The organism is Geodermatophilus sp. SYSU D00700 (assembly GCF_054050255.1).
In genome coordinates this window covers 1-24,814 of sequence record NZ_JBJGZA010000015.1, presented here as the reverse complement: position 1 = coordinate 24,814, position 24,814 = coordinate 1, and the positions used below count along the sequence as shown (strand labels likewise).

24 protein-coding genes and 1 pseudogene are annotated in these 24,814 nt (G+C 76.1%); 10 read left to right on the top strand and 15 right to left on the bottom strand.

The window, feature by feature from the left end; genetic code table 11:
- Positions 1–58: 58 nt before the first annotated feature.
- Both ACI79V_RS12945 and ACI79V_RS12940 read right to left on the bottom strand, forming a co-directional pair.
- Complete coding sequence (locus ACI79V_RS12945; protein ID WP_456889838.1) at positions 59–958, bottom strand: lysophospholipid acyltransferase family protein; 900 nt, start codon at positions 956–958, stop codon at positions 59–61.
- Complete coding sequence (locus tag ACI79V_RS12940; RefSeq protein WP_456889836.1) at positions 943–1,719, bottom strand: glycerophosphodiester phosphodiesterase; 777 nt, start codon at positions 1,717–1,719, stop codon at positions 943–945. The genes ACI79V_RS12945 and ACI79V_RS12940 overlap by 16 nt, the downstream gene beginning before the upstream one ends.
- A gap of 106 nt (positions 1,720–1,825) precedes the next feature.
- Between ACI79V_RS12940 and ACI79V_RS12935 the strand changes: the two genes are divergently transcribed.
- Positions 1,826–2,284, top strand: a complete 459-nt coding sequence (locus ACI79V_RS12935; RefSeq protein WP_456889835.1) for a hypothetical protein — start codon at positions 1,826–1,828, stop codon at positions 2,282–2,284.
- A 32-nt stretch (positions 2,285–2,316) separates the two neighbouring features.
- Here the strand turns inward: ACI79V_RS12935 and ACI79V_RS12930 are convergent, their stop codons facing one another.
- Positions 2,317–2,556 carry a hypothetical protein gene (locus ACI79V_RS12930; RefSeq protein ID WP_456873239.1) on the bottom strand — a complete coding sequence of 80 codons (240 nt, stop codon included), beginning with the start codon at positions 2,554–2,556 and terminating at the stop codon, positions 2,317–2,319.
- 506 nt (positions 2,557–3,062) lie between these two features.
- A complete protein-coding gene (locus tag ACI79V_RS12925; RefSeq protein ID WP_456889833.1) occupies positions 3,063–4,016 on the bottom strand; it encodes an ABC transporter permease in 954 nt (317 codons plus the stop codon).
- A 79-nt stretch (positions 4,017–4,095) separates the two neighbouring features.
- On the opposite strand from ACI79V_RS12925, the gene ACI79V_RS12920 reads away from it, so the two are divergent.
- The 3 genes from ACI79V_RS12920 to ACI79V_RS12910 all read left to right on the top strand — a co-directional run bounded on the left by ACI79V_RS12920 (position 4,096) and on the right by ACI79V_RS12910 (position 6,095).
- Positions 4,096–4,944 (top strand): ABC transporter permease, encoded by an 849-nt coding sequence (locus ACI79V_RS12920; RefSeq protein ID WP_456889830.1) that lies wholly within the window; start codon positions 4,096–4,098, stop codon positions 4,942–4,944.
- A gap of 50 nt (positions 4,945–4,994) precedes the next feature.
- Positions 4,995–5,156, top strand: coding sequence for a hypothetical protein (locus ACI79V_RS12915; RefSeq protein ID WP_456889827.1), 162 nt, complete (start codon positions 4,995–4,997; stop codon positions 5,154–5,156).
- Positions 5,157–5,684: 528 nt separating this feature from the next.
- Positions 5,685–6,095: a hypothetical protein gene (locus ACI79V_RS12910; protein WP_456889824.1), complete on the top strand. Its 411-nt coding sequence runs from the start codon at positions 5,685–5,687 to the stop codon at positions 6,093–6,095.
- Between the two features lie 145 nt (positions 6,096–6,240).
- Here ACI79V_RS12910 and ACI79V_RS12905 read toward each other — a convergent pair whose 3' ends face one another.
- Entirely contained in the window at positions 6,241–6,885 is a 645-nt protein-coding gene (locus tag ACI79V_RS12905) for a LysE family translocator (protein ID WP_456889821.1), read from the bottom strand.
- A gap of 74 nt (positions 6,886–6,959) precedes the next feature.
- On the bottom strand, positions 6,960–7,562 hold the full coding sequence (locus tag ACI79V_RS12900) for an antibiotic biosynthesis monooxygenase (RefSeq protein WP_456889818.1): 603 nt from the start codon (positions 7,560–7,562) through the stop codon (positions 6,960–6,962).
- Between the two features lie 217 nt (positions 7,563–7,779).
- Between ACI79V_RS12900 and ACI79V_RS12895 the strand changes: the two genes are divergently transcribed.
- The gene (locus ACI79V_RS12895; RefSeq protein ID WP_456889816.1) at positions 7,780–8,484 is read left to right on the top strand and encodes a M50 family metallopeptidase; all 705 of its coding nucleotides are present in this window, start codon (positions 7,780–7,782) and stop codon (positions 8,482–8,484) included.
- On the opposite strand, the gene ACI79V_RS12890 is transcribed toward ACI79V_RS12895, so the two are convergent.
- Complete coding sequence (locus tag ACI79V_RS12890; protein WP_456889812.1) at positions 8,390–9,382, bottom strand: DMT family transporter; 993 nt, start codon at positions 9,380–9,382, stop codon at positions 8,390–8,392. The genes ACI79V_RS12895 and ACI79V_RS12890 overlap by 95 nt on opposite strands.
- Before the next feature lie 57 nt (positions 9,383–9,439).
- On the opposite strand from ACI79V_RS12890, the gene pdxR reads away from it, so the two are divergent.
- Positions 9,440–10,930, top strand: coding sequence for a MocR-like pyridoxine biosynthesis transcription factor PdxR (gene pdxR, locus ACI79V_RS12885; protein ID WP_456889810.1), 1,491 nt, complete (start codon positions 9,440–9,442; stop codon positions 10,928–10,930).
- Between the two features lie 102 nt (positions 10,931–11,032).
- On the opposite strand, the gene ACI79V_RS12880 is transcribed toward pdxR, so the two are convergent.
- Both ACI79V_RS12880 and ACI79V_RS12875 read right to left on the bottom strand, forming a co-directional pair.
- Positions 11,033–13,405, bottom strand: coding sequence for a glycoside hydrolase family 65 protein (locus ACI79V_RS12880; protein WP_456889809.1), 2,373 nt, complete (start codon positions 13,403–13,405; stop codon positions 11,033–11,035).
- Entirely contained in the window at positions 13,402–14,151 is a 750-nt protein-coding gene (locus ACI79V_RS12875; protein ID WP_456873229.1) for an HAD family hydrolase, read from the bottom strand. Before ACI79V_RS12875 ends, ACI79V_RS12880 begins: the two co-directional genes overlap by 4 nt.
- Before the next feature lie 136 nt (positions 14,152–14,287).
- Between ACI79V_RS12875 and ACI79V_RS12870 the strand changes: the two genes are divergently transcribed.
- Positions 14,288–14,833: a YbhB/YbcL family Raf kinase inhibitor-like protein gene (locus ACI79V_RS12870; RefSeq protein WP_456889808.1), complete on the top strand. Its 546-nt coding sequence runs from the start codon at positions 14,288–14,290 to the stop codon at positions 14,831–14,833.
- Positions 14,834–15,029: 196 nt separating this feature from the next.
- Here the strand turns inward: ACI79V_RS12870 and ACI79V_RS12865 are convergent, their stop codons facing one another.
- Positions 15,030–15,860 carry a GNAT family N-acetyltransferase gene (locus ACI79V_RS12865; RefSeq protein WP_456889806.1) on the bottom strand — a complete coding sequence of 277 codons (831 nt, stop codon included), beginning with the start codon at positions 15,858–15,860 and terminating at the stop codon, positions 15,030–15,032.
- Between the two features lie 114 nt (positions 15,861–15,974).
- Between ACI79V_RS12865 and coaA the strand changes: the two genes are divergently transcribed.
- The 3 genes from coaA (at position 15,975) to ACI79V_RS12850 (ending at position 18,697) form a co-directional block, all read left to right on the top strand.
- Complete coding sequence (gene coaA / locus ACI79V_RS12860) at positions 15,975–16,937, top strand: type I pantothenate kinase (protein ID WP_456889805.1); 963 nt, start codon at positions 15,975–15,977, stop codon at positions 16,935–16,937.
- 267 nt (positions 16,938–17,204) lie between these two features.
- Positions 17,205–18,224 (top strand): class I SAM-dependent methyltransferase, encoded by a 1,020-nt coding sequence (locus ACI79V_RS12855; protein WP_456889803.1) that lies wholly within the window; start codon positions 17,205–17,207, stop codon positions 18,222–18,224.
- A gap of 269 nt (positions 18,225–18,493) precedes the next feature.
- Positions 18,494–18,697, top strand: coding sequence for a DUF5999 family protein (locus ACI79V_RS12850; protein WP_456873224.1), 204 nt, complete (start codon positions 18,494–18,496; stop codon positions 18,695–18,697).
- Positions 18,698–18,722: 25 nt separating this feature from the next.
- On the opposite strand, the gene ACI79V_RS12845 is transcribed toward ACI79V_RS12850, so the two are convergent.
- From ACI79V_RS12845 to ACI79V_RS12825, 5 genes and pseudogenes are all read right to left on the bottom strand, one after another.
- Entirely contained in the window at positions 18,723–19,616 is an 894-nt protein-coding gene (locus ACI79V_RS12845) for a hypothetical protein (RefSeq protein ID WP_456889802.1), read from the bottom strand.
- A 79-nt stretch (positions 19,617–19,695) separates the two neighbouring features.
- Entirely contained in the window at positions 19,696–22,698 is a 3,003-nt protein-coding gene (gene gcvP / locus ACI79V_RS12840; protein ID WP_456889801.1) for an aminomethyl-transferring glycine dehydrogenase, read from the bottom strand.
- 202 nt (positions 22,699–22,900) lie between these two features.
- A complete protein-coding gene (locus ACI79V_RS12835) occupies positions 22,901–23,476 on the bottom strand; it encodes a MerR family transcriptional regulator (RefSeq protein WP_456873220.1) in 576 nt (191 codons plus the stop codon).
- A gap of 257 nt (positions 23,477–23,733) precedes the next feature.
- Positions 23,734–24,216, bottom strand: a complete 483-nt coding sequence (locus tag ACI79V_RS12830) for a bifunctional nuclease family protein (RefSeq protein ID WP_456873219.1) — start codon at positions 24,214–24,216, stop codon at positions 23,734–23,736.
- Between the two features lie 90 nt (positions 24,217–24,306).
- Positions 24,307–24,814 (bottom strand): annotated as a pseudogene (locus ACI79V_RS12825) (hypothetical protein); the annotation flags it as partial.

The window sequence follows — 24,814 nt, the reverse complement described above, 5'->3', positions numbered from 1 at the left end:
CGCAGGGTGCCAAACGCCGCCCGGCAACTCCAGCACCGGCCCGTCACGGGATGTCCGGTCAGGGGACGTCGTCGGGCACGACCCCGCCGGGGAACGCCGCGGCGCCCGTCGTCGGCCGGGTCGGGTCGGGGGGCAGCGGCCGGGCAGCCGCCCGCAACGGCACCAGGCCCCGGGTGATCGCCGCGGCGATGCGCATCCGGGCCCGGTGGGCGTCGCCCACCCGGCCCACCTCGAGGTCGTCGAGGTGCACCGGCGGCCCGACGTGCACCCGCAGCACCGGCCGCCGCACCAGCGACCGCGCCAGGGTGCGCAGCTTGCCCAGGTCGTTGCCGTACTGCAGCACCTCCTGGGCGCCCCACTGGCTGACCGGGATCACCGGCACCCGCACCCCGAGGGCCAGCCGTGCCATGCCGGTGCGGCCGCGCTCGGGCCAGCCGTCGGGGGCCAGGCCGACGCGGCCCTCGGGATAGGCGACGACGTGCCCGCCGTGCACCAGCGCCACCTCGGTCACCCGCACCGCGTGCCGGGCCGGCGAGGTGCCGCGGTCGACCCGGATGCCGCCGGCGCGCTCGAGCAGCGGACCGGCGACCGGTGCGGTGACGATCCCGCCGGTGGCCATGAAACGCGGGGTCACCCCGAGCCGGTGCAGCGCCACGGCGACGACCAGCGGGTCGAAGTCGCCGACGTGGTTGGCGGCCAGCAGCAGCGGCCCGCGGCGCAGCTCCTCGGGGATCGTGCCGGTGGTCTCGATCCGGCCGAAGAGCTCCACCAGCCGGCCGAGGCGGCGCAGCAGGAACAGCCAGACCCGCCAGGGCGGCGCCGCGGCGATCGCCAGCTCCCGGGCGAACCACTCGGGGTCGGTGTCCCGCAGGACCGGCTCGAGGTGGTCGGGCAGCGGCGGCGCCGGCGGGCGCCAGCCGCGCAGCCGCTGTGCCCACCCGCTCAGCGCGGCACCCACTCGCCGCGGGCCTCGAGGACCTCCTTGAGCATGGCCGGGCGGTCGGTCATGATCCCGTCGACGCCCAGGTCGAGCATCGCCGTCGCCTCCTCGGCGGTGTCGACGGTCCAGACGTGCACCTGCAGGCCGCGGGCGTGCGCGGCGGCGACGAACCGCTCGTCGACCAGCGCCCGCCCGCCCAGCTGCAGCGGCACCTGCGCGCACCCGGCCTGCATCCGCACCAGCCCGGCCGCCCGCGGGGAGTACGACGACAGCCGCAGCGCGGCCACGCCGCGGGGACCCAGCGAGGTGCACACCGAGGGCCCGAACACCCGCCGCGCGGCCGCCACCCGGGCGTCGGAGAACGAGCCCAGGCAGATGCGGTCGTGCACGCCCATCCGGTGCACCGTGCGCGCCAGGGGCGCCAGCACGCCGGCGGCCTTGATGTCGAGGTTGAACCGCACGTCGGGCCAGGCGTCCAGCAGCTCCTCCAGCCGCAGCACCGGCTCGCGGCCGCCGATGCGGGCGGTGGCGACCTCGGCCCACGGCAGGTGCTCGATGCGGCCGGTGCGGTCGGTGATGCGGTCGAGCGTCGGGTCGTGGAAGACGACCAGGACCCCGTCGGCGGTCACCCGGACGTCGGTCTCGAGGTACCGGTAGCCCATCGCCACGCAGGCCTCGAAGGCCGGCATGGTGTTCTCCAGGTGCTCGATCGCGCCGCCGCGGTGGGCCATCGCCAGGGGCGTCGGTCCGTCGAGGTAGGCGAACCGGGCGGAGGGCACGGGCGACACGCTAGTGCGGGCGTCCGACACGCCGTCGGGCTGCTTCCCGAGTGTCCCCCGGGCGTGTCACGCGGGACTGTCGGTGGTGCCGTCTAGCGTCCCGACCGTGGCAGAACAGCAGGTCCGCGGCTCGGCCGCGCGCACGGTCCGGAAGGCGGTCAGGACGACGACGGCGGAGCGCGACCCGGGGCGTCCCGCGGCGGAGCACACGACGGGGCAGGGGAGTGGCGGTGACCGCCGCTGCGGCTGGTGCCGGCGGGTGCTGCCCCAGGCCGGCTCGGTCGGGCGTCCCCGGCTGTACTGCGGCCAGGCCTGCCGGCAGCGCGCCTACGAGCAGCGCTCGGCGACGACCAAAGCGGGCCTGTCCGACGACGTCGTCCTCGTCAAGCGCGCCGACCTCGACGGTCTGCAGGACCGGCTGTTCCAGCTCCGCTGCGCCCTCGAGGACGTGCAGACCCTGCTCGGCGAGCGGCACACCAAGGCCGAGCTCGAGCAGTCCCTGGCCGACCTGCTGCTCTCCACCGGCCGGCTCGACCGGCTCTGGGTCACCGAGCGCGCCGGCTGAGCCGCCGCCCACGGCCGGTCAGGCGCGGCCGGTCAGTCCGGGTCCTGCGTGTCGTCGTCCTGGTCCTCGGGGTTGCCCTGGTCCTCGTTGCTGTTGTCCGGCAGGTTGTCCTGGGAGTCCTCGGACGGGTCGTTGCCGCTGGTGTTCTCGCTGTCGTCGGTGGTGCCGTCGTTCTGGTCCTGCCCGGCCGCGTTGCAGCCGGTGACCGTGGCGCCGCCTCCGAACAGCGCCAACGCGGTCATCAGTGCGGCGATCGGGCGTCGGAGTTCCATGCACCGACCCTAAGCAGCCCCCGGGTGCACCGCCCGTCGAACGGGCGTTCCCACCCGACTAACGTCACCGTGACGCATTGACGGTGGTGTGGCGGGGCCCGGGGAGTGGTGACCACCGGCCGTCCGGCAGTGCGACGATTGCGAGCGATGACGCCGGCGGCGGTCCGGAGGGGCCGGGTCGGGCGCCGGGCGACCGGGACGGGCGGACGGCGGGCCGGCAGGTCCACGGAGCGGCCGGGACGCCACGGCGGGCCGGACGAGCCCGGGGTCGCCATCGACGTCGCGGACGGACACGTCGTGGGGCATCTCGTCGACGACGCGGCGCCGACGAGATGCCGCGCAGGACACCGCGGGTCGACACCGCGGATGCATTGCGGGCCTACGCGTCTGACGAGCCCGGATCTCGGCGTCCACCTGGGCCGCCGACCACGGATCCTCCACGCCGATAATGCACATTATGTCAACTAGCCTGGAGAGGACCCGGCTCCACCGGCTCCCCCTGACCGTCACCTGACCGGCTGCAGCCGTACCCGCGGGTCCAGCGCCGCCGCGGCGATGTCGGCGACCGCGTTGGCCACGATGACCGCGGCGATCACCACCGTGGTCAACCCGACCAGCATCGCCCGGTCCCGTCCCTCGATCGCCCCGAGGATCGCCGCGCCCACGCCGGGCATGACGAACACCCCCTCGACGACGATCAGCCCGACGAACAGCTGGCCGAGGTTGGCGGCCACGAAGGTCACCACCGGGGTCAGCGACGGGCGCAGCGCGTGCACCCCGACCACCCGCCGGACCGGCAGCCCGCGTCCGCGCGCGGCGAGCACGAAGGGCGCCCGCAGGGTGTCCCCCACCTCGGCGCGGGAGATGAGCGCCACGTACCCGGTCGACAGCGCCGCCAGCGCGAGGACCGGCAGCACGTAGGCCGCCGGGTCCCCGGACAGGCCGTTGAACGGCGCCCAGCGCAGCTCCGAGACGAACACGAACCGCAGCAGGTACGCCGCCACGACCACCGGGGTGCCGACCAGCACCATGGCCACGACGTACACCCCCGTGCCGGTCCACCGCCCGCCCGTGGCCAGCGCCCCGGCGACCACCCCCACCACGAGCTGCACGACGATCGCGCCGACGAGCAGGACCGCGCTCACCGGCGCGGCCGCGGCGATGACGTCGAGCACCGCCGGCCCGGCCACCACGTCGTCCCCGCTGAGCCGGGGCAGGCCGCGCCCCCAGTCGCCGGTCACCAGGTCGCGCAGGTAGAGGACGTACTGGACCAGGACCGGCTCGTCGAGGCGGAACTCGGTGCGGATGCGGGCGTAGAGCTGCGGCGGGGGTGGCTCGAAGCCGAACAGGGCACGCACCGGGTCCCCGGGCAGTTGCGTCACGGCGATGAAGACCAGGGTCACCGCCGCCCAGAGACTCAGCAGCGTCTGCACCAACCGGCGGACGGTGAAGGCGAGCACACCCGACATCCTGCGACATGCCCGCCCGATCGTGATCACCACGGTCGACGGCGCGACTCCGCTCGGTCAGACTCCGCGGGTGCCGTCGTCCTCCTCCCCGCCCGCGCCCCCGACGACCGGACGGCGACCTCGCAACGCCCCGCTCGTCGTCGGCGGGGTGCTCGTGGCGCTGCTGGGCGCCATGGCGCTCGTCCCCGGTGCGTTCACCCGCGCCGACCCCCGCTCGTGCGACCTCGCCGACTCCCTGCTGCCGCCGTCCTGGGCCCATCCGCTCGGCTTCGACGTCTTCGGCTGCGACCTGGCCGCCAAGGTGGCCTACGGCGCCCGGACGTCACTGGGCCTCGCCGTCGCCGTGGTGCTCATCGCCGGCCTGGCCGCGGTGGTCCTCGGCACCGTCGCCGGGTACGTCGGCGGGCTGGCCGACGGCCTGGTCTCCCGGGTCACCGACGTCTGGTCGGGCATCCCGCTCGTCCTGGGCGGCGTCATCCTGCTCAGCGCCACCGACCAGCGCGGGGTCCCGCAGGTCGTCATCGTCCTCGCGGCGTTCAGCTGGCCGCCCATGGTGCGGGTGGTGCGGGCCAGCACCCGCCAGGTGCTGGCCCTCGACTACGTCACCGCGGCGCGCGCCCTCGGCACCGGACCGCTGCGGCTGCTGTACCGGCACGTGCTGCCCAACGCCGCCCGCCCGCTGGTGGTCTTCGCCAGCGCCTACGCCGGGGTGCTCATCTCGGCCGAGGCGATCCTGACCTTCGCCGGTGTCGGCCTGCGGCGGCCCATCGAGTCCTGGGGCATCCTGCTGCAGCAGGGCGGCGAGACGGCCTCCCGCGCGCCGCACGCCCTGATCGGCCCGAGCGTCGTCCTGGTCGTGGCGGTGGCCGCCTTCGTGCTGCTCGGCGAGGGCCTGCGCAACCGGCCGGACCACCGCTGAGTCCCCGGCTCCTCGCACGGGCTCCCCTGCTCCCGTCCCGAGGAGGTCCCGTGCCGAGCACCGTGCAGCTCGTCCTGGCGACCCGCCACGTCGACGCCGCCCTCCCCCGCGTCACCGAGCCCGGCGGCGCGGTGCACGGCCCGCCGAACGACGTGCCGCGGGCCGGCGGGTGGCCCCCGTCCGTGACCCGGACGGCGAGCTCGTCCGCCTGATGACCGTGCGACAACCGTGGGTTCTCGTCCTGCGCATGAAGAATCGAAAGCTTGTTAGGGATAACGGGACACGGTGCCTTCGGCGACAGGCAACAGGTATGGGCGGCGTCAGTTCCTACCGCGGCCGCTCCGCCAGGAGGTGTCCGCCACGCCGTGCTGCAGCCGTGCCGACGCGCCGGGTCTCGCCAGGAGGACCCATGACGCGGGCGTCGCCGTCGCCGTGGGGCTCGCCGCGCCCGGGTGCGGCTCCGACGACGGCAGTGAGCCCGCGACTGCGGGATCGACGGCGTCGAGTGCCCCGGAGGTCGCCGACCCCGCCGCGTTCTGCGAGGCGGACGTCGACATCGAGGCGACGTCCGCGGCGGTCCCGCCGATCCCCGACGCCGCGACCGCCGCGCAGGTCCGAGCAGCCCTGGAGGACTCCGGCGCCACCGTGGACCCGCTGCTGACCCGCGCCGAGGAGACCGCGACGGCGGAGCTCGCCGACGACGTTTCGCCCGGGCGGAGTTCCACGCGGCCGACGCCGCGATGGACGAGTACATGCTCGCCGAGTGCGGCTACGCCCACCTCGAGATCAGCGGCACGGACCACCGGTACGACGGGCTCGCCGCGAGCCTGCCGACCGGCGTCGTCGGACTGACCTCCACCAACGACGGCACCGAGCCCCACGAGGTCGCCGTCTTCCGGATCGACGACCACGTGCGCCTCCCGTGGGCCGACGTGCTGGCCCTGCCCGAGAACCGGATGCGGGCCTCGGTGACCCCGCTCGGCAGCGCCTTGGCTCCGCCCGGTACCTCCGAGACCGCGTTCGTGCGACTGGCTGAGCCCGGGCGCTACGGCGTCGCCTGTCTCGTTCCTCAGGGGTCGACGACCGGGGCCGACGGCGCCGGCCCGCCGCACTCCACCCTGGGCGAGTTCGCTGAGTTCCCGATGACCTGAACCGATGCCGTGCAGCGGGCAGCTCCTCCCCCGCTCTTGCCGTGTTCGTCGTCGTTTGTCATGGTGGTGGCAACAAGTTGGGGATAACGGACGTCAGGGTGAGGTGCACACCGAGGTCCGCCTGGGTGTGGGCGCGCGCGGACCCTCAGCGGGAGGCGGCCATCCGGACGCCCAGCCCGACCAGGACCGTGCCGGCGGCCGCGTCCAGTCCGCGGCTCACCCGTGGCCGGCGGAACCAGGCCCCCGCCCGCCCCACGCCGGCGGCCAGTCCCAGGTACAGGCCGGTCTCGACGACGACCTGCAGCACCCCGAGCAGCACCGCGGTGGCCAGCGGGTTGCTGCCGGCGGGCACGAACTGCGGATAGAACGCGATCATGAAGACCGCCAGCTTCGGGTTGGCCAGCTGGACCAGCAGACCCTCGCCGAACGCCCGCCGCCGGCTCCCCGCAGCGGGCCGCTCCCCTCCCCCGCCGTCCGCGCCGGGCCCGCCGTGCCAGGCCCGCCACAGCGCGCGGCCGCCCAGCCACAGCAGCACGCCCGCGCCGACGACGCGCAGCACGAGGTAGGCCAGCTCCGACGCCGCCACGGCGGCCGCGATCCCGGCACCGGCCAGCAACGCCCAGACGAACAGCCCCGCCTCGACCCCGAGCACCGTGGGCACCGCGGCGCCCGCACCCCGGACCGCGGCGCGGCGCACGATGAGGGTGAACGCGGGCCCGGGCGTCGCCGCGATGAGCAGCACGGCGCCCAGGAAGGCGGGCAGCGCGACGAGCAGGGCCGGGACGTCCACACCGGCAGGGTGGCAGCCCGCCGCTGGCCCGTCGTCCGGTTATCCGTCCCGGCGCCGCCGGAGCGGGACCGGGCTCAGCCGCGCCGGTCGCGCCAGGACCGGCCGGCGAGCCACCACTGCAGCCGCCGGGTGATCCAGGGCAGCAGCAGGTAGGTCATCAGCGGGGTCAGCGTCAGGGTGACGACGGCGACCCGCAGGGCCACGTGCAGGTCGGCCAGCCACACGCCGAGGGTCACCGTGTTCAGCAGGTTGAGCGGGTAGAAGACCAGCCAGATCGTCGCCGCCTGCTTCCAGCGCGGCGGCGCGGCCGGCCCCGGCGGGGTCACCACCTCGGCGCTGGCGGGCTGGTCGAACCAGCCCTCGATGCCGGTCCGCCGCTCGGTGCGGGTGACCTCGGCCAGCCCCTCGGCCGACCGCAGCCACCAGGCGCGCTCCGCCGAGGCCTCCCACGCCTCGAGCGCCTCGTGGTCGGCGAACCGGCAGAGCATGTGCCACTCGTCCGAGCCGCCGCGCGGGCGCACCCACCCCGCGCCCAGGAAGCCGGGGAACGACTCGGCCATCGCCAGCCCGGCGCGGATCCAGGCGGTCATCTCCCGGGTGTGCGCCGGGTCGGCGCGGCGGGTGAAGGAGACGGTGACCGGCAGGTCGCGCGTGACCACGGGCGTCGACGACGTCATACCGCCCAGGATCGGCGGCTCCCGGACCCCCTCGCAGTCCGCGGTGGTGTGACCTCCCCCGCGCCCACCGCAGCCAGACAGCGGGCGGTTGGGGATAACGGACGACGACGGCGAGCGGGTGCGCGCACGCCGGGTTCCGGCCGGCAGCATGCAGCGCGGGCGCACACCCTCGCGTCGCTGCGGGGACCTCCCGGTCCGGTGCGGTTCACTCGCCGGGATGGACGCCGTCGCCCGACTCTGGACCCGCGTCACCGCCGAGGCGCCGCTGCCCGTCGAGGTCCTGGCCGGGGCCGCCGTCGTCGCGTTGGTCGTCGTCGCCAGCCCTGCGCTGTGGCGGCCCACCCGCACCGTGGTGACCATCGCGCACGAGGGCGCCCACGGACTGGCGGCGCTGGCCACCGGCCGCCGCCTGGCCGGCATCCGGCTGCACTCGGACACCTCGGGGCTGACCGTGTCGGCGGGCCGCCCCACCGGCCCGGGCATGGTGCTCACCTGCGCGGCGGGGTACGTCGGCCCGGCGCTGTTCGGCCTGGGCGCCGCGGCGCTGCTGGCCGCCGGGCACGCCGCCGGGGTGCTGTGGGCGGTGCTGGCGTTGCTGGCGCTCCTGCTGCTGCAGATCCGCAACTTCTTCGGCCTGTGGGCGGTGCTGGCCACCGGCGCGGTCGTCGCCGGCGTGACGGCCTGGGTGCCGCCGGCCGGTCAGGCCGCCTTCGCCGCCGCGGTCACCTGGTTCCTGCTCCTGGCCGCGCCGCGCACGGTGCTGGAGCTGCAGCGCGCCCGCCGCCGTCGCCGCGTGCCGGACTCCGACGCCGACCAGCTGGCCCGCCTCACCGGCCTGCCCGGGCTGCTGTGGGTCGGGCTGTTCCTGCTCGTCGACGTCGCCGCCCTGGCGCTGGCCGCCGTCTGGCTGCTGCAGCCCTGACGGGGCCTCCTCCGCCCGGCCCGGCCGCCCCCATCCCGAGGACCAGGCCGGCCGCGACCACCGCCACGCCGGTCCACACCGGCAGGGCCGGCAGCGGCCCGCCCAGCGCCACGCCGGCGGCGGCCGCGGCCACCGGCGCGATGCCGGTGAGGAGGCCGGCCCGCGCGGCGCCGAGCCGGGTGACCGTCGCGTACCAGAGCACGAACGCGACCGCGGTGACGCCGACGGCGAGGTAGCCGACCGCAAGCAGCTCCGGCACCCCCAGCCGCAGCACCGCGCCGGGGCCCTCCGTGACCAGCCCCAGGACGGCGAAGCCCCCGGCGGCCAGCCAGGTCGCGTGCACCGACACGCCCCAGGGACCGTGCCGGCCCAGCACCGGGACGGCGAGCAGCGTGAACGCCGCCTCGCAGGCCAGCACCACCAGCGCCCACGCCAGCCCGGTCCCGTCGGCGCGGCCGAGCCCCTGCACCAGCGCCGCCCCGGCGGTGACGACGACGGCGGCGGCGAGGACCCGCGGCCGGGGCCGCCGGCCCTCCAGCAGCGGACCGGCCACCGCGAGCAGCAGCGGCACGCTGGCGACGGCCACCCCGAGGACCGCCGGCTCGGCGTGCGCCGCGCCCTCCACCAGCGCGACGTTGAACAGCACCAGCCCGGTGCCGGCGACGCCGAGCAGCCAGCCCCACTCCGCGCCCCGCGGCCGCCGCAGCGGCCGGCCGGTGGCCCGCGCCAGGACGGCGAGCAGCAGGCAGGCGACGGCGTAGCGCAGCGCCTGCGCGGTGGCGTCGCCGGAGGGCGCCAGCAGCCCGGACACCGCCACGCTGCCCCCGACGAAGGCCATCGCCACGGCGCCGGGCAGTGCGGCACGGACGCTGTTGGGGCTGTCGGGAGCGGCGGTCACGGTGCCACCCTGGGCGGCAGGTGGACCGGTGCACAGGTCCGATGAGGGCGGGGTGGAGTGGACCGATCCGGAGACCGGCCCGACGGCGGTGCCGACTTCCTGCAGCTGCGCCGCGACGAGGCCCCGCCGCAGGGCCTCACGACCTGGCTGGTCGACCGGGTGCGTGCCGCGGTGACCGACGGACGCCTCGCCCCGGGCACGCCGCTGCCCCCGACCCGGGTCCTCGCCCGCGAGCTCGGCGCCTCCCGCGGCGTCGTCGTCGAGGCGTGGCGCCGGCTGGCCGACGAGGGGCTGGTGGTGGCACGGACCGGATCGGGCACCGTGGTCGCCGGCACCGTGCTCCCCGGCACCGTGCTATCCGACCCGGGAGGCGCACCGGGCGGGCCGCCGCCGTCCCGCCCGGCTCCCGAGCCGGTCCCCGACGGCGTAGTGCCCCGGCTGCCCGCCCGGGCGCCCGAGGGCGTCGACCTCGACCTCTCCCCCGGCGTGCCCGACCTGGCGGCCTTCCCCCGCGCCACCTGGCTGCGCGCCGAGCGCACGGTGCTGACCACCGCCGGCGACGCCGACCTCGGCTACGGCGACCCGCGCGGCCACCCGCGGCTGCGGGCGGTGCTCGCGGCGTGGCTGGCCCGCACCCGGGGGCTGCGGGCCGGCCCCGACGAGGTGGTCGTGGTCGCCGGGGTGGCGCAGACGCTGACCCTGCTGGCCGCGGTGCTGCGGGCCCGGTCCGGCGCGGCGCCGGCGATCGCCGTGGAGGACCCCGGGTCCCGCGGCGCCCGGGAGGCGCTGGCGCACTGGGGCGTGCGCACCGTCCCGGTGCCCATCGACGGCGAGGGGCTGGTGGTCGGCGCACTGGCCGCCACCGGCGCGCCGACGGTGCTGCTCACCCCGGCCCACCAGTTCCCCACCGGGGTGGTGCTCGCCCCGGAGCGCCGCCGGGCGGTGCTGGCCTGGGCGCGGGACACCGGCGGGCTGGTCGTCGAGGACGACTACGACGCCGAGCACCGCTACGACCGCGCCCCGGTCCCCGCGCTGCAGGCCGGCGCGCCCGGGTCGGTGCTGCACACCGGCAGCACCTCCAAGACCCTCGCCCCCGGGATGCGGCTGGGCTGGCTGGTCGCCCCCGCGCACCTGCACGCCGACCTGGTCGCCGCCCGGCACGCGATGGACCTCGGCAGCCCGGTGCTGCCCCAGCTGGTCCTGGCCGAGCTGCTGGCCGGCGGGGCCTACGACCGCCACCTGCGCCGCGTCCGCGCCCGGCAGCGGGCCCGCCGGGACGCCGTCGTCGCCGCCGTCCGCGCGCACCTGCCCGCCGCCCGGGTCGAGGGGGTGGCCGCCGGGCTGCACCTGCTGCTCACCCTGCCCGGGCGGCCGGACGCCGACGACGTCGAGCTGGCCGCCCGGGCGCGCGAGGCCGGGGTGCTGGTGCACCCGCTGTCCTGGCACCGGGTGCGGCCCGGCCCGCCCGGCCTGGTGCTCGGCTACGCCGCCGCCCCGCCCGGCCGGCTCACCGAGGCGGTGACCCGGCTCGCCCGCGTCCTGTCCTGAGTCCCAGGGGACGTGCTGAAACGGCCCCGGTGGCCGGCTGGAACGGCCCCGTCCCGGGTCCCGCCCTGAGCTCGCGAAGGGTGGGGAGGACGGGGTCCTTCCTCAGTCCCGCTGGCCCTTGCCGCGCCGGCGCGGCGCGGCGCCGGGCGGCTGGGTCACCGGGGCCACCTCCGGCGGTGGCGGGTTGTCCAGGACCAGCTCGTCCTCGTCGACGGTGACCCGGCGGCCGTGGTGGTGGATGTCGAGCGGCTCGCCCTCGTGCAGCCGGTAGGTGGTCTGCTCCTTGCCGATCGCCACCTCGAGGACGCGGCCCTGGTAGGCCAGCCGGAACCGCAGCCCGGTGATGCGCGAGGGCAGCCGCGGGGCGAACAGCAGCCGGCCGTCGTGGTCGCGCATCCCGCCGAACCCGGCGACGGCGACCATCCAGCCGCCGGCCAGCGACGCGAGGTGCAGCCCGTGGCCGGCGTTGCCGTGCAGGTTCTGCAGGTCGGTCAGCGTCGCCTCGCCCCAATAGTCGTAGGCGAGCTCGAGGTGGCCGGTCTCGGCGGCCACCACCGCCTGCTGGGCCGCCGACAGCGAGGAGTCGCGCACCGTGCGGGCCTCGTAGTAGGCGAAGTCGGCGACCTTCTCCTCGTGGGTGAAGGCGTCGCCGCGCAGGTGCAGCGCCATCACCAGGTCGGCCTGCTTGACCACCTGCTTGCGGTAGATCTCGAAGTACGGGTAGTTCAGCAGCAGCGGGTAGTGGTCGGCCGGCGTCGCGGCGAAGTCCCACTCCTCGTGATGGGTGAACCCCTCGGACTGCATGTGCACGCCCAGCCGCGGGTCCCAGGGCACCCGCATCATCCGGGCGGCCCGCTGCCACAGCGTCACCTCGTCCTCGGTGACCTGCAGCCGCCCGGCGACGTCGGGGTGCCGCTCGACCGCGGCGGCCGCCTCGCGCAGGTTCCGCTGCGCCATGAGGTTGGTGTAGACGTTGTTGTCCACGACGGCGGTGTACTCGTCGGGGCCGGTCACCCCGTCGATGCGGAACCCGTCCTCGGCGTCGAAGTGGCCCAGCGACGCCCACAGCCGGGCGGTCTCGATGAGCAGCTCGGCGCCGAAGTCGCGGTCGAACTCCTCGTCACCGGAGGCGTGCACGTAGCGCACCACGGCGTCGGCGATGTCGGCGTTGATGTGGAAGGCCGCCGTCCCCGCCGGCCAGTACCCGCTGGTCTCCTCGCCGCGGATGGTGCGCCACGGGAACGCCGCGCCGCGCCGGCCCAGCTCCCGGGCGCGGTCGCGGGCCAGGTCGAGGGTGGAGTGCCGCCAGCGCAGCGCGTCGCGGACGGCGTCGGGCGCGATGTAGGTGAGCACCGGCAGCACGTAGGTCTCGGTGTCCCAGAAGGTGTGCCCGTCGTAGCCCGGGCCGGTGAGCCCCTTGGCCGGGATCGGCTGGCGCTCGGCGCGCAGCGAGGCCTGCAGCAGGTGGAACACGCCGACCCGCACCGCCTGCTGCAGCTCGTCGTCGCCCTCGATCTCGACGTCGGCCAGCGACCAGTGGGAGTCGAGCACCTCCTTCTGCTCGCGCAGCAGGCGCTCGAATCCGGCCAGCTTCGCCGTGGCCAGCGCGCCCTCCACCTGGTCGCGCAGCGCCGCGGCCGACCGGCGCGAGCTCCAGCCGTAGGACAGGTACTTGACCAGCTTGAGCGTGGAGCCCTGGGGCAGCCGGGCGGCCAGGGTGTAGCGGGCGAGGTCCTCGCCGGCCTCGATGTCCTCGGTGGCGGTGTCGGGGACGTCGATGACGTGGTCCATGCCGGCGGCCACCCGCAGCTTGCTGCGCCGGGTCTGGTGCACCAACACCGCCCGCTGGGCCCGGCCGACGGCCATCTCCTTGACCAGCGGGCGCCGCAGCGCGGCCGCGGCGCGGGGGTCGTCGCTCTCGCTGCCGCTGTCGACCGGCTCGTTGGCCAGCAGGTCCGACTGCAGCGCCACGTAGAGGTCGCCGCGGTCGTCGTTGCACTCGACGGAGTACTCGATCGCGGCGATCGACCGGCGCCGCAGCGACACCAGCCGGGTGCTGGTGACCTTGACCGTGCGGCCGTTGGGCGAGCGCCACTCGGTGACCCGGCGCAGCACCCCGCGGCGCAGGTCGAGGGTGCGGCGGTGCTCGACGATCTCGCCGTAGTCGAGGTCGAAGGGGGTGTCGCCGACCAGGAGCCGCAGCAGCTTGCCGTCGGTGACGTTGACGACCGTCTGGCCCTGCTCCGGGAAGCCGTAGCCGGCCTCGGCGTAGGGCAGCGGGCGCTCCTCGAAGAAGCCGTTGAGGTAGGTGCCCGGGACGACGATCGGCTCGCCCTCCTCGAACGAGCCGCGCATGCCGACGTGCCCGTTGGCCAGGGTGAACACCGACTCGTGCACGCCGAGCGAGGCGTGGTCGAGACCGATCTCGGTCAGCGACCACGGCTCGATCGGGAAGCTGGGGCGCCCCTCGGTCACCTCGCACCCTCCTCCGCGGTCCGGTCCCCCAGCAGCTGGTCGAGGTCGGTGACGACGACGTCGGCGCCGTTCTCCCGCAGCGCGTCGGCCTGCCCGACCCGGTCCACACCCACCACGTACCCGAAGTTCCCCGCGCGGCCCGCCGCGACACCGGCCAGCGCGTCCTCGAACACCGCGGCGGCGGCCGGCTCGACGCCCAGCGCCCGCGCGCCGGCGAGGAAGGTGTCGGGTGCGGGCTTGCCGCGCAGCCCCTCCCGGGCGGTGACCACGCCGTCGACGCGGGCGTCGATGTACTGGGCGAACCCGCCCGCGGCGATCACCTGCTCGCCGTTGGCCGAGGCGGTGACCACCGCGGTGGCCAGGCCCGCCTCCCGCGCCGCGCGCAGGTAGGCCATCGAGCCGGGGTAGACCTCGACGCCGTGCTCGGCCAGCTCGGTCAGCAGCAGCTCGTTCTTGCGGCGGCCGATGCCGTGCACGGTCCGCGCGTCGGGCGGGTCCTCCGGCGTGCCCTCGTCCAGGACGATGCCCCGGCTGGCGAGGAAGTCGCGGACACCGTCGGCGCGCGGCTTGCCGTCGACGTAGCGGTTGTAGTCCAGCTGGGTGAACTCGACGGCCCCCGGCTCGGTGGCGTGCAGGAACTCGTCGAAGGTGCGCTTCCAGGCAGCCATGTGCACGGTGGCGGTCCGGGTGAGGACGCCGTCCATGTCGAAGAGGCAGGCGCGGATGCTGTCCGGGAGTCCGAGCACGCTGCGACGCTACCGGCGTGTCGCGCCCGCGACCTGTCGAGAGCGCCGCCCCGGTCGCCGGGCGGACCCGCGCGCGGCAGCCTGGGGCCGGCGCGACGACGACCCGCGCGACCACCACCCGAGGAGAGGACCGCCCGTGGCCGACCGGCCCGTTCCCCCGAGCCCCTACGACTTCCTCCCGCCCGTCCCCTCGTTCACGGTGACCAGCACCGACGCGCGCCACGGCGAGGCCATGCCGGCGCACTGTGTCAGCGGCGTCATGGGCGCCGGCGGCGAGGACCGCTCGCCGCAGCTGTCCTGGTCGGGCTTCCCGGAGGAGACCCGCGGCTTCGCCGTCACCGTCTTCGACCCCGACGCCCCCACCGCCAGCGGCTTCTGGCACTGGGTGCTCACCGGCCTGCCCGCCTCGGTCACCGAGCTGCCCACCGGCGCCGGCGACCGCGAGGGCTCGGCCCTGCCCGCGGGCGCCCGCCAGCTGCGCAACGACGCCGGCTTCCCCGGCTACGTGGGGGCCGCTCCCCCGGCCGGCCACGGCCCGCACCGCTACTTCGTCGTGGTGCACGCCCTCGACACCGAGGACATGGGCGTGCCGGCCGACGCCTCCCCCGCCTTCCACGGCTTCAACCTCTTCGGCCACACCCTGGCCCGCGCGACGATGGTGATCACCCACACCCAGGACTGAGCGGAACGACAGCGTCCTGGCCTGCGGGTGCGCGGGTGGGCGGCGCCGGGTACCCGGGGTGCGTGACGCCCCGAGGAGGTCACCGGCCGGCCCCCGCGCACCCGCTGGTCCTCGCGCTCGTACCGCTCCGGCCGGCCGCCGGGGTCGTGGCGGCGCCGCGTCCCGGGACCGGGACCGCCGGGCCGGTGCCGCCGGGTCAGTCCGGCGGGCGGGCGGCCACCCCGGTCCAGCCCAGCCAGGCGAAGCCGACCCGCTCGTAGACGCGGGCGACGTCGTCGTCACCGGCGGTCAGGAACACCAGGTCGGCGGTCTCACGGGCGTGCGCCACCAGCGCCGACGCCAGCGCCGCCCCGACCCCGCGCCCGCGCCGCCGCGGCGAGCTGGCCACGCCGACGATCTCGCTGATCTCGGTGCCGTCGACGTCGACCGGGTGGTGCGAACCCACCCCCACCGGCCGGCCGTCCTCGATCGCCACCATCACCACCGTCCGGCCCGCGGCGACCCGCTCGCGCAGCACCTCGGCACGCGCGTCCGGGAGGCCCTCGTCGGCGTCGGACGCGGCGTCGGCCGCCTCGTCGGGCGCGTCACCGGTCCCGTCGCCGTGGTGCGCGGCGAACCCGGTCTCGAGCAGGTGCTGGTAGTGCGGCAGCGCCGGGTCCTCGGCCCCCACCAGGTACAGCCGGACCCCGGCGGGCAGCAGCACCTCCACCGGGTCGTCGACCACCAGCAGCGGGAAGTAGCTGACCACCAGTCCGGCCCCGCGCGCGGCGGCGGCCAGCGACGGGGTCCGCTCCACCACCCACTCCACCGCGGCCGGCAGGTCCGCCTCCTCCTGCAGCGCGGTGGCGGCGCGCACGTCCTCGGCCCGCACCAGGCCGGCGTCGGGCCGCGGGCGCGCGGGATAGGGCCACGCGGGCGGGCCGACCGGCACGTCGAGGGCCCCGGCCGGCACCAGCCGCGCATCGGGCAGCGGCGCGGCGGCGGCGTACCGCTCGACGCAGTCGAGCAGCCCGGGGCGGGTCGGCACACCGGCACCCTAGACGCGGCCACCGACCCCGACCGGCCGCGGACACCGGTCCGGGCCCCCGCGACCCCCGCGCGGGTGACCCGGCGGGCGGGCCGGGGAGCGCCGGGGTCCACGATGGACGGTGTGACGGCAGGGACCCGCCCCCAGATCTCGCCCTACGCGGCCTTCGACCGCGACGCGTGGCGGGCTCTCGCCGGCAGCCGCACCCTGCCGCTGGACGAGGCCGACCTGCGTGGGCTGCGCAGCCTCGGCGACCGGATCGACCTCGACGAGGTCGCCACCGTCTACCTGCCCCTCGCCGAGCTGCTGGGCCTGCACGTCGCCGCCAGCAAGCGGCTGTGGGCCGCACAGAACCGCTTCCTCGGCGACACCACCGCCAAGGTGCCCTACGTCATCGCCGTGGCCGGCAGCGTCGCCGTCGGCAAGAGCACCACCGCCCGGCTGCTGCAGACCCTGCTGGCCGCCGCACCCGGCTCGCCGCGGGTCGACCTGGTGACCACCGACGGGTTCCTCTGGCCCAACGCCGTCCTCGAGCAGCGCGGCCTCCTGACCCGCAAGGGCTTCCCCGAGAGCTACGACCGGCGGGCGCTCATCCGCTTCCTCGCCGACGTCAAGTCCGGCCGCGGCCAGGTGAGCGCGCCGGTGTACAGCCACCAGTCCTACGACGTGCTGCCCGGCCGGCAGCAGGTGGTCGACCGGCCCGACGTCCTGGTCCTGGAGGGGCTCAACGTGCTGCAGGCCGGCCGCCGCGACGACGGCCGGGTGCCCGAGGTGTTCCTCTCGGACTTCTTCGACTTCTCCGTCTACGTCGACGCCGGGGAGAGCGACATCCAGCACTGGTACGTCGAGCGGTTCCTCGCGCTGCGGCGCACCGCGTTCGCCGACACCTCCGCCTACTTCCACCGCTACGCCGACCTCAGCGACGACGACGCACGGGCGACGGCGCTGTCGATCTGGGCCGCGGTCAACGGCCCCAACCTGCGGCAGAACATCGCCCCGACGCGGTCGCGGGCCCGGCTGGTGCTGCAGAAGTCCGCCGACCACTCGGTGCGCCGGATCCTGCTGCGCAAGCTCTGACCGGCGTCCTCCGTCTCCTCCCTGTCGCCGCTCCCTTCCCCGGTCACCGCCACCGACCAGATCTGGCGCGTGAGTTGGGGATAACGGGCTTGAGGGGTGTCCCGTCCCAGCGGCGTGCGTGGGACCGCGGTGCGGCGGGCTCGGTGCCCGGCCGCGGCACGGAGTCGGTGGACGGCCGGGCTGCGGACGGTCCCGTCGGACCGCCGACCGGGCGGTCGGCGTGCGCTACCGTCGCGCCCTCCCAGCCGAGGAGTCCCGATGGCGAGGATGCCGAGTCCGAGAGTGCTGGCCGAGGTGCTGCGCGGCGGGGACCTCCGCGCGCGGCTGCGCGCCGCGCGGGAGGGTCTGGCCGGGATCCGGCTGCAGCTGGTCGCCGCCGCGCTCGACCTGGGCCTGCTCGACGCGCTCGGGGAGGGGCCGGCCGGCACCGAGCAGCTGGCCGGGCGGCTGGGGGCGGTCGACCCCGATCTGCTGGCCGCCTACCTCCGCGTCCTCGCAGCCGCGGGGCTGGTCACCGGAGAGGGCGCGTGGCGGCTCACCCGGTTCGGCCGCGCGGTCGTCGGCGACCCGGTGCGCGCGACGTACGAGGCCTTCGGCGGCTACCAGACCGAGCTGTACCGGGATCTCCCGGTGCTGCTGCGCGGTGGCCCGAGGCGCCGCGACGCCGCGGAGCACGGCGAGGTGATCGCCCGGGTGTCCGCCGCGGTCTCCCCGCTGGTCCGTGACCTGCTCGTCCGCACGGTCACCGAGCGTCGGCCGCGCCGGGTGCTCGACGTCGGGTGCGGTGCGGGCACGTACCTGGCGGCCATGCTCGAGGCCGCGCCGGACGCCACCGGCCTCGGCGTGGACGTCGACCCCGACGCCGCGGCGCTGGCCCGGCGCACGTTGCGCGAGCGGGGCCTGGCCGACCGGGCCGCCGTCGAGGCGGTCGACATCCGGGAGGCGCTCGCCGCCGGTCGTCCGGGCGCCCTCGCCGACGGCTTCGACCTGGCCCTGCTCGCCAACGTCGTCTACTACGTGCCGGTCGACGAGCGGGAGCAGCTGCTGCGCGCGGTCGCCCGCCTGCTCGCACCCGGCGGCGTCCTCGTGGTCGTCACCACCGTGGCCGGGCCGCAGCTGTTCAGCCGGCACCTGGACCTGCTGCTGCGGGCGCAGGAGGGCCGCACGGAGCTGCCCGCCGTCGACGTGCTGCGTGCCCAGCTCCGCGAGGCCGGCCTACAGCCGGGCCCGCCGGAGCGAATCGGACCCCCCGGCGCGGCGCTCCGCGCGGTGATCGCGATCCGCTGAGGACGTCGGTCAGCCGGGGCCCTTCGGGCCGGCGCGCGGGACTGCTCACGGGGGCGCGCAGACGTGACGCTCACCGACGAGCGGCCGCGCATGGTCCGCGCCCCCGGCCTACGCCCGCCATGGCGAGGTCTGACGACCCGAAGGGGTCAGGTCGTGGGATTCGTCACCTGACGCCCGGCGGCGCCGCGCGCACACTCGACGACGTCTCGTGATCGGACGATCACTACACGTACACCCGGCGTGAGCCGGCCTGACCGGGAGTCCTCCTGATGTGCGTACACGCGACCCCCTGTCCCGACGCCGCCAGCGACGCGCGTGACCTCGCCGCCGTCGTGAGCAGCCACCCCGAGCAGGGCTGGAGCCTGCTGTGCAACGGCGTCGTCCTCTTCGACGACGACGGCGAGCTGCTGCCCGACGGCCGCGCGGTCGCCGACCACCACCAGTGGCGGACCGCCGGCCTCGTCTCCGCCTAGCACGACCGGCGGAGGCCGTCGCGGCTCAGCCGGTGGCGGCCTGCGCCGCCTCGGCCAGCAGCGCGGTGAACGCCGCCGGGTCCGGCGCGGCCGCGTCGGGCGCCGCGCTCTGCGCCAGCACCAGCCCGCGGGAGCCGTCGACGACGATCCCGACGAGCACGCTCACCGTCTCCTCCCCGGCCCGGTCCACGGTGACCTGGACGCTGGCGCTCTGCTCCCCCAGCTGCGGCACGTCCAGGCGGGTCACCTCGGCGGTCGTGCTCCAGCCCCAGGGACCGGTCGCGCTGACCGACGAGCACTCGGCCAGCAGCTGGTCGACCGGCAGCTGCAGCCCCTCGAGCTGCGGCGAGTCGGCCAGCACCTGCACCGTCTGGGTCTGCGGGGTGCGGGCGGCCTGCGCGGCGAGGGTGAGCCCGTCGGCCTCCTCGTCCCAGTCGGGCAGCGCCTCGAGCACCGCCTGGCAGGCCGCCGGCTCGACGGCCACCTCGTCGTCCACGCCGTCGTGGTCGTGGTCGTGCCCGTGGTCCCCGGGACCCCAGTACCCCCAGCGCCCCGGCCAGCCGCCCCAGCCCGAGCCCTCGGCACCGAGCTGCTCGACGCCCAGCGAGACGACGGTTGCGTCCTCGCCGAACGCCGAGGCCGGCAGCAGCCGGTCGCGCAGGTCACCGCCCGCGCCCCCGTCGGCCGGGGGCGCCGGCGTGGCCGACGGCGCCGGGGACGGGGCCGGCGTCGTGCCGGCCGACGGGGTCGACGACGGCGTCGGGCTCGGCGACGGACTCGGTGCCGAGGTCTCGTCCGTGGCCGCGGCCGGGACCATCGGTCCGGGCTCCCCGGTGGCCGCGCAGCCCGCCGTCAGCAGCGCACCCGCGGCCAGCGCCGCCCCCGTCGCCCGGATCCGTCGCCGCGCCGTCGCCGCCATGCCAGCATGATCCACCCGCGCCACGGCCCCGGTCACCCTCCGGAGGTCGTAACGGGGTCCCCAACGCGGCCCCCTCGGCTCAGGCCGGAGCCCCCACCACGTCGGCGGTGGTGCCGAGGTCGTCGGGGGCGCCCTCCCCGCGGTCGGGGACGTGCGTCCGCGGCGCGTGCGCGGGCGCGGGCTCGGCGAAGGCCTCCGGCGACGGGCACGAGCAGACCAGGTTCCGGTCGCCGAAGGCCTGGTCGATCCGCCGCACCGGCGCCAGGTAGCCCCGAGAGGCCAGCCGCGGCACCGGGAAGACCGCCGCCGACCGCGGGTAGGGCCGCGCCCACTCGCCGGCGAGCATCTTCAGCGTGTGCGGGGCGTTGCGCAGCGGGTTGTCCTCGCGGTCGTACTCCCCCGCCTCGACCTTCGCGATCTCGTCGCGGATGGCGACCATCGCCTCGACGAACCGGTCGAGCTCGTCCTTGTCCTCGCTCTCGGTGGGCTCGACCATCAGCGTGCCGGCCACCGGGAAGCTCATCGTCGGCGCGTGGAAGCCGAAGTCGACCAGCCGCTTGGCGATGTCGTCGTTGGTGATGCCGGTGGCCCGGGTCAGCGGCCGGATGTCGAGGATGCACTCGTGGGCGACCAGCCCGCCGGCGCCGGTGTAGAGCACCGGGAAGTGCTCGCGCAGCCGCGCGGCCAGGTAGTTCGCGCCCAGCACCGCGTGCTCGGTGGCCCGCTGCAGCCCGTCGGGGCCCATCAGCCGCAGGTAGGCCCAGGAGATCGGCAGGATCCCGGCCGAGCCGAACGGGGCCCCGGACACCGCCGGGCCCTGCCCGCCGGTGTCGGCCAGCGGGTGCCCGGGGAGGAAGGGCACCAGGTGCTCGCGGACGCCGATCGGGCCGACGCCGGGCCCGCCGCCGCCGTGCGGGATGCAGAAGGTCTTGTGGAGGTTGAGGTGGCTGACGTCGGAGCCGAAGCGCCCCGGCCGGGCCAGCCCCACCATCGCGTTGAGGTTGGCGCCGTCGACGTACACCTGGCCGCCGGCGTCGTGCACCGCCGCGCAGATGTCGCGGATGTCGGTCTCGAACACCCCGTGCGTCGACGGGTAGGTGATCATGATCGCGGCCAGCCGCTCGGCGTGCTGGTCGATCTTCGCCCGCAGGTCGGCGACGTCGACGTTGCCCGCCTCGTCGCAGGCCACCACGACCACCCGCATCCCGGCCATGACCGCGCTCGCGGCGTTGGTGCCGTGCGCGGACGACGGGATCAGGCAGACGTCGCGGTGCGACTCACCGCGGGAGGCGTGGTAGCCGCGGATGGCCAGCAGCCCGGCGAACTCGCCCTGCGAGCCGGCGTTGGGCTGCACGCTCACCGCGGCGTAGCCGGTGATCTCGGCCAGCCAGGTGCACAGCTCGTCGATCAGCTGCCGGTAGCCGCGGGTCTGCTCGGCCGGGGCGAACGGGTGCACCCCGGCGAACTCCGGCCAGGTGATGGCGGCCATCTCCACGGCGCTGTTGAGCTTCATCGTGCACGAGCCCAGCGGGATCATCGTGCGGTCGAGCGCGAGGTCCTTGTCCGACAGGGACCGCAGGTAGCGCATCAGCGCCGTCTCCGAGCGGTGCGCGGAGAAGACCGGGTGGGTCAGGAACGGGGTGCGGCGGCGCAGCGCGTCGGGCAGCGCGTCCGGGCCGTCGTCGTCGAGGGCGGCCTCCAGGGCGGCGTCGTCGCTGTCGACCCCGAAGGCCTCGGCGACCAGCCGCAGCACCGCCGGCGTCGTCGTCTCGTCGCAGGCGACGGCGACGGTGTCGGCGTCGACCCGGCGCAGGTTGACCCGCCGCGCCGCGGCGGCCGCGACGACGGCGTCGGCCCGGCCGGGCACGCGGGCCTGCACGGTGTCGAAGAACTCCCCGTGCACGACCTCGATGCCGCCGGCGCGCAGCCACCCGGCCAGCGCCAGGGCGCTGCGGTGCACCCGGGCGGCGATCGCGGTCAGTCCCTCGGGGCCGTGGTAGACGGCGTAGGCGCCGGCCATGACCGCGAGCAGCACCTGGGCGGTGCAGATGTTGCTGGTCGCCTTCTCGCGGCGGATGTGCTGCTCGCGGGTCTGCAGCGCCAGCCGGTAGGCGACGTCGCCGTCGGCGTCCACCGACACCCCGACCAGCCGGCCGGGCAGCTGGCGGGCCAGCCCCTCGCGGACCGACAGGTAGCCGGCGTGCGGGCCGCCGTAGCCCAGCGGGACGCCGAAGCGCTGGGTGCTGCCGCAGGCGACGTCGGCGCCCCACTCCCCCGGCGCCTCGAGCAGGGTGAGCGCGAGGACGTCGGCGGCGACGACCACCGACGCCCCGGCGGCGTGCGCGGCCTCGGCCAGCGCCCGGTGGTCGCGGACCGCGCCGCTGGCCCCGGGGTAGGACAGCAGGACGCCGAACGCGCCGGCCTCGGGCAGGTCGGCCGGCCAGCCGGCGGAGAGGTCGGCGACGTGCAGGGGGATCCCGAGGGGCTCGGCGCGGGTGCGCAGCACCGCGAGGGTCTGCGGCAGCGTGTCGGCGTCGACGACGAACACCGCGCCGGGCTTCTCGCGACCGGCCCGGCGCACGAGGGTCATCGCCTCGGCCGCGGCGGTGGCCTCGTCGAGCATCGAGGCGCCGGCGACGGGCAGGCCGGTGAGGTCGGCGACCATCGTCTGGAAGTTCAGCAGCGCCTCGAGCCGGCCCTGGCTGATCTCGGGCTGGTAGGGCGTGTAGGCGGTGTACCAGGCGGGGTTCTCGAGGATGTTGCGCTGGATGGCCGCCGGGGTGACCGTGCCGGAGTAGCCCAGGCCGATCATCGGGGTGAAGACCTCGTTGGCGGCGGCCCGCTCGCGCAGCTCGGCGAGGACGGCGGCCTCGTCGGCGGCCGGGGGCAGGCTCAGCGCGTCGCGGTCACGCACCGCCTCGGGCACGGTCGCGTCGACCAGTGACTGCAACGAGTCGTACCCGACCGCCTCGAGCATCGCGGCGGTCTCGTCGGCGCGCGGGCCGATGTGCCGGGCCGCGAACGAGCCCGCGGGGCTCAGCGCACGGAGTGACGGGAGGGGGCCAGCAGCAGCGTCCGCCATTGCCACGACGCTACCAGCGGGGTGCGGCACACCCGCGGCGGCGACCAGCGACGGGGGCGATCAGCGACGGGGGCGATCAGCGTCGATCGACGATCAGCCTCCCTGATCGTGCGGCGTCCTCCCGCACGTCCCACTGCGAGGGAGGACGCCCGACGACCAGGTCACCTGATCGTCGGACAGCGCCGCCGAGGGCCGCCGAGGGCTACGCGGTCTGCGCGCGGCGACGGCGGCGCATCGCCAGCTCGTCGTCGGCGGCGTGCAGCGGGGCGCCGTCGAGCCGCTCGGCGGGGAGCTCGGCGAGCTCACCGGAGAGCTCGCGCAGCGCGCCGGAGACGGCGATGCCGAAGACGCCCTGGCCGCCGGCGAGCAGGTCGACGACCTCCTCGGCCGACGTGCACTCGTAGACCGTCGCCCCGTCGGAGAACAGCGTGACGTTGGCGAGGTCCTTGATCCCGCGGTTGCGCAGGTGGTCGACGGCCTTGCGGATGTTCTGCAGCGACACACCCGTGTCGAGCAGCCGCTTGACCACCTTCAGCACCAGGATGTCGCGGAACGAGTACAGCCGCTGGGTCCCCGAACCGGTCGCACTGCGGACCGAGGGGGCGACCAGGCCGGTACGGGCCCAGTAGTCCAGCTGGCGGTAGGTGATCCCGGCGGCGGCACACGCCGTCGGGCCGCGGTACCCGACGAGGTCGGTGTCGACCTCGTCGTAGTCCGTGGCCCCCACGGCGGCGTCGCTGAAGAGCTGACCCTGGGAGCCCTCGCTCTGGTCGCTCACGTCAGCGGTCCTCCTTCGCGTGCCGTCGCGGTCGCGGCGGCCGTCCCGGTCCGATCCGCTTCCCCACGGATCACACCGGTGTTGTCCGCGACCGTAAGCCGGGCCCACAGGGCGGTCAACTGACGCGGGCGGCGTGTCGCAGCACTCACCCCGACCGGGTGGTATCGGCAGGAGCGGCGCCGGACTCCAGTCGGTGTGCGCAGGACGGGACGCGTGTGACGAACGGGGCGGGTGGGACCCCACCCGTCCCGTCACGGTCAGCCGCCGGACCCCGAACCCGCGCCGAAGTCCTCCGGCGAGATCTGGTCGAGGAACTCGCGGAACTTCTCGACCTCGTCCTCCTGCTCGTCGGGGATCTCGATCCCCACCTCGTCGAGCAGCTCCTCGGCGCCGAAGATCGGCGCCCCGGTGCGGACGGCGAGGGCCACCGCGTCCGACGGGCGGGCGCTGACCACCCGGTCGTCGCCGAAGACCAGTTCGGCGATGTAGATGCCGTCGCGCATCTCCGTGATGTTGACCGCCTCCAGCGTGGCGCCGAGGGCGCGCACGACCTCGCGCAGCAGGTCGTGGGTCATCGGCCGGGCCGGCCGCACCCCCTGCTGCTCGAAGGCGATCGCGGCGGCCTCCACCGCACCGATCCAGATGGGGAGGTACCGCTCCCCCTCCGTCTCCTTCAGCAGCAGGATCGGCTGGTTGCCGGGCAGCTCGACCCGGACCCCGACGACTCTGAGTTCCTGCACCGTGTTGCTCCTCAGCTGCGGCGGTACGGGTGGACACCGGTGCGGCGCGAACGGCGGGCCCTCCGGCGGCCAGTCCACCGTACGCCCGACTCAGGGACCCAGGACGTCCCGGAGTCGTGCCTCCAGGAGGGCGCGGTGCAGCTGCGCGGAGAGGGCCGAGAGCTCGGTCAGCTTCTCGGTGGCGCGGGCGCGGGCGTCCTCGGCGCGCGAGCGCAGCACCGGCGCGACGAGCTGCTCGACCAGCGCGGCCTCCCGCTCGGCGCCGGTGCGGAACACCCGCAGGTGGCGCGGTTCGATGCCGTGCCGGGCCAGGCCCGCGGCGGCCCGCGCGATCGGCAGGTCACCGGCCGGGTGCCGCCCGTCGGCGTCGGGGAGCAGCAGGCCGAACTGCACGCAGTCGGCCAGCTGCCCCTGCTCGAGGCCGGCCGCCCGGGCGAACTCGGCGGCGTGCAGGGAGCCGGCGTCCGGAGCGTCGGTGACGTCGGTGGCGCCCCCGGCGCCGGCAGCGGGGGCGGCCGGCGCCGGGGCCGCCGGCCCGGGCGGGGCCGCCGTACCACCCCCGCCCGGCCCCGGCCGGCCCCGGGCCCGCGCGGCCCCG